Annotated in this window: 13 protein-coding genes; 8 read left to right on the top strand and 5 right to left on the bottom strand. The window is 35.7% G+C overall.

Going from position 1 to position 15,166, the window contains the following annotated elements; translation table 11 throughout:
* Positions 1 to 104 precede the first annotated feature (104 nt).
* Complete coding sequence (locus E2R67_RS13235) at positions 105 to 734, bottom strand: alpha/beta family hydrolase (RefSeq protein ID WP_134291435.1); 630 nt, start codon at positions 732 to 734, stop codon at positions 105 to 107.
* A 124-nt stretch (positions 735 to 858) separates the two neighbouring features.
* On the opposite strand from E2R67_RS13235, the gene E2R67_RS13230 reads away from it, so the two are divergent.
* Positions 859 to 1,392, top strand: a complete 534-nt coding sequence (locus E2R67_RS13230) for a GNAT family N-acetyltransferase (protein ID WP_134291434.1) — start codon at positions 859 to 861, stop codon at positions 1,390 to 1,392.
* A 31-nt stretch (positions 1,393 to 1,423) separates the two neighbouring features.
* Here E2R67_RS13230 and E2R67_RS13225 read toward each other — a convergent pair whose 3' ends face one another.
* From E2R67_RS13225 to syd, 4 genes are all read right to left on the bottom strand, one after another.
* Complete coding sequence (locus E2R67_RS13225; RefSeq protein WP_134291433.1) at positions 1,424 to 1,864, bottom strand: tellurite resistance TerB family protein; 441 nt, start codon at positions 1,862 to 1,864, stop codon at positions 1,424 to 1,426.
* 170 nt (positions 1,865 to 2,034) lie between these two features.
* Positions 2,035 to 2,883: a PA4780 family RIO1-like protein kinase gene (locus E2R67_RS13220; RefSeq protein WP_134291432.1), complete on the bottom strand. Its 849-nt coding sequence runs from the start codon at positions 2,881 to 2,883 to the stop codon at positions 2,035 to 2,037.
* 223 nt (positions 2,884 to 3,106) lie between these two features.
* Positions 3,107 to 3,997, bottom strand: coding sequence for a DMT family transporter (locus E2R67_RS13215; protein ID WP_243837025.1), 891 nt, complete (start codon positions 3,995 to 3,997; stop codon positions 3,107 to 3,109).
* 61 nt (positions 3,998 to 4,058) lie between these two features.
* Positions 4,059 to 4,616, bottom strand: coding sequence for a SecY-interacting protein (gene syd / locus E2R67_RS13210; protein WP_134291431.1), 558 nt, complete (start codon positions 4,614 to 4,616; stop codon positions 4,059 to 4,061).
* 104 nt (positions 4,617 to 4,720) lie between these two features.
* Between syd and queF the strand changes: the two genes are divergently transcribed.
* The 7 genes from queF (at position 4,721) to E2R67_RS13175 (ending at position 15,099) form a co-directional block, all read left to right on the top strand.
* Entirely contained in the window at positions 4,721 to 5,578 is an 858-nt protein-coding gene (queF, locus tag E2R67_RS13205) for an NADPH-dependent 7-cyano-7-deazaguanine reductase QueF (protein WP_134291430.1), read from the top strand.
* Between the two features lie 53 nt (positions 5,579 to 5,631).
* Entirely contained in the window at positions 5,632 to 7,911 is a 2,280-nt protein-coding gene (locus E2R67_RS13200) for a GGDEF domain-containing protein (protein ID WP_134291429.1), read from the top strand.
* A 54-nt stretch (positions 7,912 to 7,965) separates the two neighbouring features.
* Entirely contained in the window at positions 7,966 to 9,429 is a 1,464-nt protein-coding gene (locus tag E2R67_RS13195) for a GGDEF domain-containing protein (protein ID WP_134291428.1), read from the top strand.
* Between the two features lie 138 nt (positions 9,430 to 9,567).
* Positions 9,568 to 10,920 (top strand): nucleotide 5'-monophosphate nucleosidase PpnN, encoded by a 1,353-nt coding sequence (gene ppnN, locus E2R67_RS13190; RefSeq protein WP_134291427.1) that lies wholly within the window; start codon positions 9,568 to 9,570, stop codon positions 10,918 to 10,920.
* A 1-nt stretch (position 10,921) separates the two neighbouring features.
* A complete protein-coding gene (xni, locus tag E2R67_RS13185; RefSeq protein WP_134291426.1) occupies positions 10,922 to 11,701 on the top strand; it encodes a flap endonuclease Xni in 780 nt (259 codons plus the stop codon).
* Positions 11,702 to 11,864: 163 nt separating this feature from the next.
* Positions 11,865 to 13,604, top strand: coding sequence for a hypothetical protein (locus E2R67_RS13180; RefSeq protein ID WP_134291425.1), 1,740 nt, complete (start codon positions 11,865 to 11,867; stop codon positions 13,602 to 13,604).
* A gap of 199 nt (positions 13,605 to 13,803) precedes the next feature.
* On the top strand, positions 13,804 to 15,099 hold the full coding sequence (locus E2R67_RS13175) for an NCS2 family permease (protein ID WP_134291424.1): 1,296 nt from the start codon (positions 13,804 to 13,806) through the stop codon (positions 15,097 to 15,099).
* Positions 15,100 to 15,166 lie beyond the last annotated feature (67 nt).

The raw sequence follows: 15,166 nt of genomic DNA, 5'->3' as shown, positions 1-15,166 counted from the left end.
ATTAAGCGTTATTCAATGAAAATAAACGAATTAACTTAAAAATTACACTGAAATACTTATAACAAACAAAAAAGTAGATTAATTGTAGGTAGTTTTAATAAAAATTAAGCGAGACACTCTTTGATATAAACAGCAAGATACTCAATACAGGATTGAATATGCTGTTCATGTGTTAGACCACTTTTAACTCTAGGCTTAAAGTCATGGTCACCGTCTTTTAACCAACACCACTTAATAGTTGAAGGTAATGAATAACTCACGACATCATCATAATCACCGAGTTTATCTCGAGAACCTTGGATAATCGCTAAAGGTTGAACAATATGAGGCAGATGCTCAATTCGCAACTTTTCAGGTTTACCTTGAGGATGGAAAGGATAGCCTAAGCAAGCGACTCCTTTTACATTTTTAATACTTTCAGGATCGGATTCAGCGGCAACTAAGCTTGCCATCCGCCCTCCCATGGATTTCCCGCCAATCACCAGAGGTTGATCGAACGACTGAATCAATTCAAGAAACTGCTTAATTAAATGCGGTGCACGTTCAGGTGGACGGCGACTTCCCGTATCGACACGCTGTTGCATATAATTAAAATTAAAGCGCGCAACACGGATCCCTTTTTCAGCCAAACCTTTGCTGACTTTTTGCATAAAATCCGACGTTAATGGTGCACCAGCACCATGTGCAAAAATAAACAAAGGGCCTTGTTCTGGGCCATCAAAAACAAGCGTCATAATGTTCCTTAATTATTTTTATTTATACAATACAAAATGTAAATTGATGCTATACAGTTCAATTACTTATTAGATACAATCCAATAATCTCATAATTAAAATCAGCATAAAATTGGAAAATAGTATGGCCAACAGTAATATTAAAAAATGCAGTCTAGAGCAAGTTGAGACGTTACGTAATTTAGCCATTGAAACTTACTATGAAACTTTTTCAGATACAAATAGTGAAGCACTATTGCAGAAGTACTTTCAAGAATCATTAAATATTGAAAAGTTATCGGCTCAATTACAAGAACCTCACTCTGAATTTTATTTCATCTATTCAAAAGCAGATAAGCAACAAATGACGCCAGCTGGCTTTTTAAAATTAAACATTGATGATGCGCAAACAGATGTAATGGACTCGACAGCATTAGAAGTTGAAAAAATTTACATATTAAAGGCTTTTCTATCTCAAGGTTTAGGCAAGCAAATGATGAATTTCTCCATTGATCGAGCGATCCAACAAGATAAAAAATATCTTTGGTTAGGCGTTTGGGAGAGTAACTTCCCCGCACTCGCTTTTTACAAAAAGATGGGCTTCGAACAATTTGGTGCGCATGATTTTGATATGGGTGGCGATATACAAACAGACCTAATGTTTAAAAAAGTACTCTAGCAGTAAATACTCGTTAATATTGTATAGACGCTTAAACGTTCTCAGGGATAACAGCTAATTTGGTGCGTATAAAGTCGCTGTGATTAACATAAATTAAAGCAGCTACTTTACGAATTAGCGCTTCTTCCATTAAATCTAATTCACCATCAGCATAAGCCACTTCCCACATTGCCTTGATTAAAGCAATGCGCATTTCATAGTCTAAATCTGTTAATTTCGAGGTAAAGTCAAACACAGAGTTACTTGTTTTGACTTCTTGCATAGCGGCTTTCAATAGCTCAGCAGCTTTTGCTTGATCTATATGCACTAACTTCTGAAGCGTGTGTATTATTGCAAGCTCCTCTTCCGCTGCGTGATTTTCATCAGCAATACAAACTTCACACAATAAACAAACAATCGCTAAAGTATTGTCATATTCAGGACTTTCTTCAACAATAAAGGAATTTAATAATTGTTTAATTTTAGTGATCATATAAAACCTATGAAATAAAAAGAGTGTTTCTTAAAGACCGCAATCTAATACGTTTAGTTCACCCTAATAGATAATGTTTAATCTACTCGTTTAAGCATCAACTGACATTGATGCTTAGATAGTCACGAGTATTAATCGGAGATGAATAAGGTTGGTATACGTTTAAAAAATTATTCAGGATCAGCCATTCTATCTAAACGGTCTAATTCTTCTTCACGGGCAGCATTAATTTCATGTAGTACCATATCCACATCGGCACTCACTTCAGAATCCACAAACTTACCTGTTAAGACAGTTTTAGCTGTTAATTCACCTGCTTCAAAAATAGACCAGATTTCATCGCCGTAACGTGTATTCGCTAAACTAGGAGCAAACTGAGCGTAATACTGCCTCATATTATTAACATCTCTTAATAACATGTCTTTGGCATTATTATTTCCTGCAGCATCAACTGCTTGCGGTAAATCGATGATCACAGGACCATGTTCATCAACCAACACATTAAACTCAGATAAATCACCATGGATCACACCGACACTTAACATGCGCACCACATAATCCATCATTTTAGCATGGTCAGTTAATGCTTTATCTTCATCCATCGTCACGTCATTTAAACGAGGTGCGGCGAATCCTTCCGCATCAGTGATCAATTCCATCACTAATACACCACCAAAACAACCGTAAGGTGTAGGGACGCGAATACCTGCATCGGCAAACTTATACAGTGTATCAACCTCAGTATTTTGCCAAATCTCTTCCTGTTGTTCGCGACCAAACTTTGACCCTTTTTGCATCGCACGCGCACTTCGTCCGTTACGGACTTTACGACCTTCGTTATATAAAACCGCATTTTTAAAACTACGTTTACTGGCCTCTTTATATACTTTTGCACAACGAACTTCATCGCCACATTGTACAACATAAACAGTCGCTTCTTTGCCACTCATTAACTGACGTAGCACTTTGTCGACGATGCCATCATCAACTAAAGGTTGGATTCTTTTAGGTATTTTCATTTATATAATTAAGTTTTCTAATAGGTTGTTTGAGCAAATTAAATGATACTGAGTTTAAGAAACTGCGTAATGCAGAAACAATGAACTTGCCTAATACTATACAAAAATAAATAGATAAGCATTGTTTCTTTTTTATTCAACTCAGGATGTGTGAAATAGATTTTCATGGCGATGCAATTAAAGGCAGATAAGACAAATCAAATAGCCCTATCTGCATCACTGGTTATTTTTTATGGTTGCTATTGCTGCCAAACACATTAATTAAGGCGCCTAATATAATTAAAGAGCCACCAATAAAGGTCCAAACAGAAGGGATTTCATTAAAAAATAGTACGCCTAATATGGCAGAGAAAATAACTTGGACATAAGAAAAAGCACTCACTTTAGCTGCCACTTCCGTTTGCATTGCTTTGGTTAATCCCACTTGACCAACTTGAGTAAACAAGCCTACAAATAAAAGTAAAACTAATGCTTCGGCATCAGGCATAACAAAATTATCACCCAATAAAAGAAGTGATAACGGTAAAGCAATTAATGGAAAATAAAAGATAATCACAGAACTATCTTCCAGCTTACTTAACTTTTTAACAATCACATAAGCGGTACCACTTCCTAGCGCACCAATAAGCGCGACAAAGACACTTAACCAAGGTAAAACAACTTCGCCATCAAAAGATAAATTAGGTTTCACCATGGCCAATAAGCCTAGTAAACACAAACCAATACAAATTAACGTTGAGCGTTGCACCTTTTCTTTTAAAAACAAGAAAGCAAGAAGCGCAGTAAATACGGGATACATGTATTGAAGTAAAGTCGCTTCAGCCAAAGGCAAAGTTGTGACTGCATAGTAAACACACATTAGAGCGAAAGTACCTACGGTTCCGCGAGCAATCAATAATATTTTATTACTTCCCCAAACAGGTATCTTTTTACGTTTAATATCCAAATAACTAATAATTAACGAAACCAAACCACGCGCGGCAACAATCTCAAGCACAGGGATGTTGTGAGTACTGACTAACTTCACGCAAGCCGTCATCAAAGCAAAAGAAAAAGCCGACAACACCATAAAGCGTAAGCTAATTGGAATAGAAAGAAAGAATTTATAAAACATGACAACCTGATTTCAATTAAAAATTAGAATGAAAAAACGTTAATTAACAGTTAATGACACTTTAATTTGGCATAACTATTGGTGTTAACTTTTGCAAAAATTCAGCCAATGACTCGGCTAAGACTGCTTCTTGTTTTTTACCTAAGGTTTCAAGTTGTACTTGCCCTGTTTCATTCAAAATAGAAATCACCTGCATTTCATCACTGCAACTCGCAATGAACATGGAAGCTGGTTTTTTAAGGCGTTTTTGCATCATAAAATGTGCAATCATATTTTCTTGTAACATTTGAAAGTCTTGTTCATTCCACACTTGGATAAGTTCAATAGGATGACCTTCAAATTCACAGGCAATATGCTCACTGTAAGCAGTACAAAAAAGTGCTTCAATGGATGGATGTAAAGTGACTTCTAATGCCGCTTCTATATTACTAAAATCTACTTTTTCATCTCGCTTAGCTGCTTGCCATTGAATTTTATCATCAACAACACCCCCTACTTGGCAAGGAGAAATCCATTCAGGATCAAAATCAACAAGAGGTAAACTTTGAGTTGTAGACTCACATAATTGTTGATGTCGTTGATATAATGCAAATAGTTGTGTTTGGATCTCTTTATTCATACTCGAAAAAATTCTTCTTTTTAGTTACAATGTGTACATTGTAATGATTCGCAAAGCCTTGTCTTGTTTTTCTAGCGAATATTCCCTTTTAAATGAGAAATTTCATGCCTAATTCTACTTTATATAACCAAGATGACGCCTTAAAAGGATTATCCCTTGGTCAAGTCACCGAGTACAAATGTCACTATGACAACTCATTATTGCAAAGTGTCCCGCGTAGTTTAAATAGAAATGAATTAGATCTAGAAGCCAGCAATTTACCTTTCTACGGTGTCGACCTATGGAATATTTATGAGCTTTCTTGGTTAAACAAAAAAGGCAAACCTATGGTAGCAACAGGCGTTGTTAAGGTACCTTTTGATAGTGAGTTTTTAATAGAATCTAAATCATTCAAATTATATCTAAATAGTTTTAATCAAAGTCACTTTGAAAGTGTTGAGGCGGTACAAAGTACATTAATAGCGGATCTTTCCGCCTGTGCGAAGAAGCCCGTTGAAGTGAGTTTAAATGCAACATTAGATAATATAAATGATCAATTAGGCTCATTTAATGGTATCAATTTAGACGAATTAGATATTGAAGTTTCTGAATACCATTTATCACCTTCAATATTAGAAGGAGTAAGTGCGACAGAGACGGTTACTGAAACTGTCTATTCACATTTATTAAAATCAAATTGTTTGATTACAAGTCAACCGGATTGGGCAAGTATAGAAATCAGTTACACAGGTAAACGCTTAGATCATGAAAAGTTACTAAAATATTTAATTTCATTCCGTCAGCATAATGAATTCCATGAACAATGCGTAGAACGAATCTTTTGTGATTTAATGACTTACGCCTCATTAACATCATTAACCGTTTACGCAAGGTATACACGCCGAGGAGGATTAGATATAAACCCAATGCGCAGCACAGAGAAATCATTAACAATTTCTAATACTCGTTTATTACGACAATAATCATTGTTTAATAAAATACTATCAACGAGTAAATTTAAAAATAAGGATTTTTAATGGTTCTTTTTTCAAAAATTTTAAGCAATAAATTAACGCCCAATAGCGTTTTTTTAAGTAGTTTATTTTTAAGTAGTTTATTGCTGACTACCAGCCAACCTGTATCCGCGATTGAATTAATTGATGCAGTGATACCAGCTAAATTAAAAAACAGTTACAAAATGCGTCAGCTTCAACCTTTATCGTGCATTAAAACAACCACTACATTTATTGAAGAAGTTAAATTAATTTCCGCAGCAACCAATAGCACACCTCCCCCAGTTACCTTAGCGGATGCATTTGATACAGAGCAGCAATCATCAACGTCACGAAAAGCATCGCCCAATAACGCATCAACACAATTATTGGCCACCTGTTACTTCGAATTAGAAGATTACGAGCATAGCTTAGCGTTATTGATGCCGTTACTAAAAACACCTAGTGTCACTTCCGATGAAATTCGCACTTTAACGTTAATTGCAAATAATATCCCTGAGTCAGAGCGACCACAATTAAGTAATGAATTGCTCATAAACATGCTTAATAATTCGCTCTCTATCATTCAAAAAAGCAAAAACTTTGACTCAAAAAATTTAATTAATACGTTAAATTTAGGCATTGTAAAACTGGCGCTAGAAAGCAATCAATATCAACTCGCGAATACAGCGTTAACAAGAGCCCGTGAAAATATTAAAGAAATAAAAGATCCAGAATTAAATGCATGGTTAGCTTATTATTACGCGCATTATTACGACCAAATAAACCAGCATCAATTAGCGATCACTTATTTCCAAGCTGCAAACTCAATCGCAGATAGACTCGCTTTAACCAAGTTAAGTAGTTTAGTGAAAGGAAGCTTATCGGCATTGTACCAACAGAAACATCGTTATAAACAAGCGATTCACTTTGCCACTCAACGCGTTGACTTATTATTACACTCCGAAAACTACGTACAACAAGCAGATGGTTTATTAAAACTTGCCGTTTTAAAGCGTCAAAATAAAGAATATAACCAAGCATTAATTTATTTGTTTAATGCACTTGATTTAGTAGAAAAAAAGAATCGAACATTGGTTGCCAATATTTACTTAGAACTAGGCAGAAGTTACTCTTCTTTCCCTGATGAATTAGAAAAAAACACACGTTTTGCTCAAAAATATCTGCAAAATGCACGTAGACAATTCCAACGATTAAATAAATTAGAGCAAGAAACGGAAAGCATTCTTTTATTAGCGCAATTGAATATTCGCAATAAAGAGACTGGTTTAGCAATTTTACAATTAGAAGAAGTGCTTATACTCGCTAAAAACAAATTCCCAGAACTAAGAGTCGCGGCTTTTGAAATGTTAGCATTAGGTTATGAATTATCTGGCGATCATCAAAAAGCGAATTTCTATTTCAAAAGCTTCCATTCATTACAAAATACAATTAAGGAAAAAATATTTACCCTTCAACAATTAAAAATTGATGAGCAATTCCAATTAATTGAACAAACTCAACAAAAAATTCAACTAGAAACAGCCAACAATCAGTTGTTACTTAAAAACAATTTATTCCAAGATGTCGCTTACTGGGCAATTACTTTTTTCTTATTTGCTTTACTAGCGATTTTCTTTATTTTATTCCGTTATAAACGACTGATTAAACGAGAAAGAATCACGCGGAAAAAGATGCAGTTTCATCCTCGTTCTTTTTTATCTTTACACCAAGCTCAAATAAAAAATAACGACTTAGAATATCAAGGACACCCTTTATTTTATGCCTTGGTGCACATTCCTTTTTTAGATGACTTAAATGAATCTAAAGGCCTATTTAGAGCTGAAAAATTAGAAAAAACATTAGGCGAAACATTAATTCAGTTTTTCTCGCCTAATACACACGTTACCCAAGTACGAGACAATCAGTTACTCTTTATTTCAGAACAAGAGCATCATGGCGATGCCCAGCAGTTTGCTCAACATATTGCAGAATTTTTTCAAACCTTTGCTGAAACTCATGGTCTTAACAGAGAAATCTCAAGTGGTGTCGTTGCATTTCCATTTTTAAATAATGTTTCTAGAGCCATTTCTCCAGAACGAATGCTTAATCTAACGAGTTTAGCTTTATTTGGTGCTTGCCAGTTGCGTAAAAAAGCAAATGAAAGTAGCTGGTTAGAACTATATGCGATTGAAAAGATTCAACCAGCCTTCTTTGATGGCGATTTATGGTTGTTAGGTCAAGCCGGGATTCGAAATGGTATTGTAAAATTAAAATCGAGTCACTCTGGAATACCTATCAAATGGCCTGAGTTAAACAAATAAAAAAACAATGACCATGTTCCAAGGTCAATCATAAGAATAAAAAGGATTCGGTACATGGCGTCATCCCTTGCGTTAATTAAATTATTACAACAATTATTAAAGCGTAACTATCGACAGGACCCCTCTTTTGATAAATATCAGTTAAGATTTTTAAAAAAGCTGCAATCAAGTCCATCTGAAGGGACAGATATTGAGTTATTTGATGAATGTAATCAGCAACTTGAACTTATTCCAAATGACTTAGAAGAAAGCTTGTCAGAAGGCCGTTTAGTGGTTAACCAATCACAACTTCAACTTCTTCGTCTACAAGGTTTATCCACAGATCTGATTGATAAAGTGAAAGGTATGCAACAACAAAGCAAACCTTATACGCTTAAAGAACATCATATTGAGTTAAAAACACTGATCAAAATTTATCAGCGAGCAGTCATAGAATTAAATAAAAACAGTGAGACTGAAACGCATCCAGAACAGCCTAATATAGAGTCACTGAATGCCGAATTACAGCAATTAATCCTTGAATTAGATGTTAATAAAACTCACGCTAAAAAACTTGAAAAAATACGGGTTATATTAAGTAATCAAATGAATCCGTCAGCGCTGCCACATTATTGCTTAAGTATTATTAACATAATAATAGAAAGTACACGCGAGGAACGTCGCGCTTCGCGCCATTTTATGTATTCTTTAAATGATAGTTTAACTGAGTTTTATTTAAACTTTTCAAAAACAGCAAAAATGGCAAAAGTAGAGTTTAAAGAACAAGATGACGCATTTTCAAGCATTCAAGAACAGGCGATACGATTAAAAGAAAATAGTCAAAGTGCAAAGGATCTAGACAGTTTACGTAAAACGGTCACAGATTATGCTAATAACTTACAAAACCTGCTGAAAGAAAAAGATCAAAGAAATAAACAACAATTCCGCCATAAATTTCAAGGGATGGTTAGGCAGATTAAAGAGCTGCAAAATGAAACAAAAAGCTATCAACAAACGCTTAAACAACAAAGAAAACAAATGCATATTGATTTCTTAACTAAAATACCTAACCGAGCAGCATGGAGTGAACGACTTGAAATTGAAGTCAGTCGTTTTAAACGTCACCAAAACTCATTGATTATGGCGGTTATTGATATTGATTCCTTTAAAAAAATTAATGATACATATGGCCATTTAGCAGGCGATAAAGTGCTTAATGTGATCGCTCAAACGTTACAAAAATCAATTCGCAATACCGATTTTATCGCACGCTTTGGTGGAGAAGAATTTACCTTGCTATTGCCCGACACCTCACAAAAGCAAGCAACACAAGTGTTAGAAAAGTTATGTAAACTTATTGAAACTATTCCCTTTAAATTTAAAAAAGAAGCCCTTACTGTTACCGTTTCTATTGGATTTACTCAATATTCAATTAATGATGATATTGATGATGCATTTGGCCGTGCAGATAAGGCCCTGTACCATGCTAAAAATAATGGAAAAAACCAAGTGAACTTTATAGGTCGCATCGATAAATAACAGGACATCGCTGATATAAAGCCACAGTTATTTAAAATAATGCGTTATTAATGTCATTGTTTAACTAAAAAAGTGTATTTATAAATAGCATATTAGACTAACTCGGTTAATCTAAAGAAACACTTACAAGGAGAAGCCATGATTTCACATATTAGCCCAGTCGGTAGTATGGCGCTACTTTCTCAATTAGAAGTAAACCAACTTAAACACAGTGCCTCTTCGGAAATTTATCAATTATTTAGAAGTTGCTCTCTTGCTGTACTCAATTCAGGTAGCCACACTGATAGCAGTAAAGCTATTCTAGAAAAATATAAAGACTTTGATATCAATGTATTGCATCAAGAGCGTGGCGTAATTTTAGAGTTATTAAACCCACCTGAAGATGCTTACATTGATGGTCAATTAATCAAGGGAATGCAAGAGCATTTATTTTCTGTTTTAAGAGATTTACTCTATGTAAATACTCACTTACAAGAACTTGCACCAGCACAACTTGATAGCGGAAAAACGACAAGTTTAGTTTTCTCAATTCTTAGAAATGCAAACATATTACGAGCCGGACTCGATCCAAATATGGTCGTGTGCTGGGGCGGACATTCGATCAGTGATGTTGAATTTGCTTATACTCGAGAAGTCGGTAACCAATTAGGTTTACGCGAACTTAACATTTGTACAGGTTGTGGTCCTGGCGCAATGGAAGGTCCAATGAAAGGTGCTGCGGTTGGTCATGCAAAACAACGATTTAATGACAAACGCTACATTGGTTTAACTGAACCAGGCATTATTGCTGCTGAGCCACCTAACCCAATCGTTAATGAGTTAGTCATATTACCCGATATTGAAAAACGCTTAGAAGCTTTTGTTCGCTTTACGCATAGTATTATTATTTTCCCTGGTGGGCCAGGAACAGCCGAAGAGTTGCTATATATTCTCGGCATAATGATGCATCCAGATAATAAGAACCAACCTTTACCTATCGTATTAACGGGCCCAGCAAGTAGTGCAGATTACTTTAAAGCGATTGATGAATTTATTGCCAATACCTTAGGACCAGAAGCACAAGAACACTATCAAATTATTATTGATGATGCCCCTCTTGTGGCACAGCTTATTAAAAAATCAATGACCAGAGTGAAAGAGTATCGTAAAGCTATAGGTGATGCATATTCATTTAATTGGTCATTGAGAATTGATTCTGACTTCCAAGCTCCTTTTGTACCTAACCATGAAAATATGGCTAATTTAGAATTACATCGCGACCAGCCAAAAGAAAAATTAGCGTCGAATTTAAGACGCGTATTCTCAGGTGTCGTTGGCGGTAATATTAAAGATGAAGGCATTCAATCAATACAAGAAAATGGACCTTTCTTATTAACAGGCGAAAAAGACTTGATGCAACGAGTAGATAAACTATTAACTAGCTTTATCGATCAAGGGCGCATGAAGTTACCGGGAAGCACTTACACTCCTTGTTATAAGATTAAAGCCTAACATGAGTGCTTCATTACTTATCATAGATGCGATGAACCTGATCCGTCGCATCTATGCGGTACAAGAAAAACAAAATAAAAATAGCCAGTTTGCTTTAAGTGCAACTAACAACACAGCCTGTAATGCATTACAAAAAATGCTGAGAGCACATAATCCAAGTCATGTAATATGTGTATTTGATAGTCATGTAGAGAGTTGGCGACATCAACTATTAACTGATTATAAATTAGGTCGAAAACCAATCCCCCCAGAACTAAAAGCTTACTTACCGCAAATACAAGATGCTTTTTATGAAATGGGAATCGAATCTTTAATCACGGAACAAGATGAAGCCGACGACCTCATTGCCACATTGGCATTTAAAGTCACTGAGCGACAACAGCGTTGCGTGATAGTGTCAACAGACAAAGGGTTTTATCAGCTATTAAATGCCTACACCACTATCTACGATTACTTTCAATCCTTACATATGGATAACCGATTTATCGAACATAAATTAGGTTTAAAAATAGATCAAATGACCGATTATTGGGGTATTACTGGCATTAGCAGTAGCCATATAAAGGGTGTAGAAGGCGTTGGTAATAAAGGAGCTCTCGCCTTATTGCAGCAATATCAAAGCTTAGAAAATATACTAAACAGTGAAGAAAAAGACGATAAACGTTTACTAAAAGTACAACAACACAAAGAAGATGCCCTGCTCGCTAAACAACTTGTGTGTTTAAAAAAAGATATTGTATTAGGCTTTAATTTAAAAGATTTACGCTACCCAAAAAAATAAAATGACACCGATATTCCTTTTTTATTTAACTGTTAAAGTCCTATATAAAATGGGTTAACTATTTTATAAAAAAATAAATATAACAATAAATAACAATGGAATATCACTTTTATTGTTGCTAGATTAACAAACTTATTAACATACAACTCATGGAGTTTTAACTGTGAAAAAACTATTAATCCCAGCGGCAGTCGCCTCTATTGGTGCAGCTGCTTATCTATATCAGCAATATGAACAAGCTTACAATGTATTAGATTATGTTCCCGCTGATACTGTTTTATTCGCAGGTGCTTTAAAACCAGAGCCAATTAGAGACTATCTTGCTCTTGCCGAAAATTACTCCACAGCAGAAGATATTCAACAATTAGAAAACTTATATGGCACAGCAGAAGATGCTACTCCTGCTAAGAAATTTTTGTTTAGCTTGCTCACCGAATACCAAGCTTTAACGACAGATCCAGAGCAAATGATTAAAACGTTTGGTCTAGGCGAAACAGTTCGAAGCTATGTATACACATTAGGTTTATTACCCGTTGCAAAAATTGAAATTGCAAACCCACAAGCTATCTGGGATTTGTTAGATAAACACGAGCTCGAAACAGGGTTTTCACACGAAGACGGTATGTTCGGTGAAATGGCTTATCGTATTTATCGTGTGACCTCGCCAGAAGAAGAAACACCACTTGACCTTATTATTGCTCAAAAAGATGGATTCTTAACCATCACCTTAAACACTGAGCTATTAGGCTCAGAAAAATTATTAGCTATCGCTCTGGGTTTTGACAAACCAGAACATTCATTAGCCGATGCAGGTACCGTTTCAGATATAGTTAAAAAACATAAATTCTCTCAACAAGGTGTCGGTTTCCTTAATCACGTGGCGATCATTGAAGGGATCACTGGCGTAAAAAACAGCCTGCTTGCAGAGCAATTAACCACTCTTTCAGAGCAAAGCAACAGCCAACCATTTGCCATGCTACAAAACCAAGTATGTCAGGCTGAATTTACTTCAATCGCTCACAACTGGCCACGTACTTCCTTTGGTTATACACAAATGGATGTAACAGCAGAAGAAGCGACTATTGGGCTATCTTATGTGATCGAGAGTAAGAGCCAAGTAATATTAAGCGCCTTAAAATCATTACGTGGTTTTATTCCTAGTTATGCTCAAGACTTTGAAAACAATATTGCATCGGTTTCTCTTGGATTAGATGTGAGTCAGTTATCAAGTTCATTAACCGCTATTTGGAATGACTTACAAACACCTACTTACCAATGTGAACCTTTAAGTATAATGCAAGCTCAAATCAGTGAAGCTGGACAATCTATTGGCATGCTAGGTATGGCAACTAATATGGCTGCTGGTGTGAAAGGGATAAGTGCTGGTTTATTTGATTATGAAGTAAGTGAAGATCTAAACGGAGAGCCACAATTAGAATCTTTACAAGCAGTAGTGGCACTTCATGCCGATAGTCCTGAAACAATTTTCAATTCACTGAAAATGTTCTCTCCTGAATTACAACAAGTACAATTAACAACAGGTGGTGAAACAGTTTCATTAAATGAAATAGTACCTATTGACCCAGCATTAAACATCAATCCTCAAGTAGCAATAAAAGGTAATCATTTAGTTATTTTTAATGGTGACTTAGGTAAACAAGCCGCTGAAAAGTTAGCAACTGAAAAGCTTTCAGCAAATGGTCTTTACCAAACATCTTTTGATATCGAACGAATCTTTACTCCTCTTATAGATGTTATAAACGCATCTGGAGAAGACGTACCAGAAGATCTGATGATGTTATTAGACTACAACATGAATATGAATATGAACTTAGACATTAATGATCAAGGTATACGTTTTGATACCGTGATCAAAACTGAATCGACTAAAGATATCAAATAAGTTTTAGCTTCATTAAATAAATCTAAACTGGTTTCGGCCAGTTTTTTTTGATCTGAAACTAGTCGACTAAAGTTAATCTTGTTTTGGTACTAGCTAATCCAAGTAATTATTTTTATACTTGCACCCATTTTATGCTGACTCGTAAAACACTCACCAGTCAAAACAAACCACCACAACTTATTCTACTAATGGAAAAATTATGTTAGAAAAATTATTTAAACTAAGCGCAAACAACAGTAATGTGAAAACAGAAATTGTTGCAGGCTTTACTACCTTCTTAACCATGGCGTATATCATTTTTGTTAATCCATCAATGTTATCTGCTACCGGTATGGATTCTGGCGCTGTTTTTGTAGCAACTTGTTTAGCAGCTGCAATCGGTTGTTTTATTATGGGCTTCTACGCTAACTACCCTGTTGCACTAGCGCCAGGCATGGGCTTAAACGCTTTCTTTTCATACACAGTTGTTTTACACCTTGGTTATAGCTGGCAAGTCGCATTAGGTGCTGTTTTCCTATCGGGTGTTTGTTTCACACTATTAAGCTTATTTAAAATACGCGAGTGGATAATCAACTCAATTCCATTACCAATGCGTAAAGGGATTGCAGCGGGTATTGGTTTATTCCTAGCATTAATCGCTCTTAAAAATGCGGGAATTGTCGTTGCTAACCCAGCAACATTAGTTAGCTTAGGCGACTTAACCGCATTACCAGCAGCATTAGCTTGTTTAGGTTTTATCGCAATAATCGCGTTAGCACATTACCGTGTTAAAGGTGGCGTGATGATCGCGATTCTAGGCGTAACTGTTATCGGTTTAATCATGGGTGACGTTCATTATGCAGGTATCGTTTCTATGCCTCCAAGCATTGCACCTACTTTTATGCAAATGGATATAGCTGGTGCTTTTAACGTAGGTATGATCAGCATTATCTTCGCATTCCTATTTGTAGATTTGTTCGATACATCAGGCACATTAATCGCCGTTGCAGATAAAGCAAAATTATTAGATAAAGAGGGCAACCTACCTCGTTTAAACCGTGCTCTATTAGCGGATAGTGGCGCTTCAATTGCAGGTTCAGTATTAGGTACATCGACAACAACAAGTTATATCGAAAGTGTGTCAGGTGTTGCTGAAGGTGGTCGTACTGGTTTAACAGCCGTTGTGGTTGGCGTGTTATTTCTATTAGCCCTTTTCTTTGCACCGTTAGCAGGTATGGTTCCAGCTTACGCTACAGCAGGCGCGTTATTATATGTTGCAGTACTAATGGTTGGCGGACTAAAAAGCATCAACTGGGATGATATTACAGAAGCAGCACCGGTTGTAATTGTAGCGATCATGATGCCATTAACATTCTCAATCGCAAACGGTATTGCAATCGGTTTTATTGCTTATGCAGCAATCAAAGTAGCAAGTGGTAAAGCAAAAGAATTAAGCGCAAGCGTTTGGTTCTTAGCGGTATTGTTCTTGATGAAACTGATTTTCTTTCCAGGTTAATTTAAGTCGTTAAAGATAAAAATTAAAAACCCCGCTTTATGACGATAAAGCGGGGTTTTTCTTTATA

The organism is Psychromonas algicola (genome assembly GCF_004378355.1).
In the GTDB taxonomy this organism is placed as follows: Bacteria; Pseudomonadota; Gammaproteobacteria; order Enterobacterales; family Psychromonadaceae; genus Psychromonas.
The sequence above is the reverse complement of the archived record's forward strand: the minus strand, read 5'-3'. Positions and strand labels throughout refer to the sequence as shown.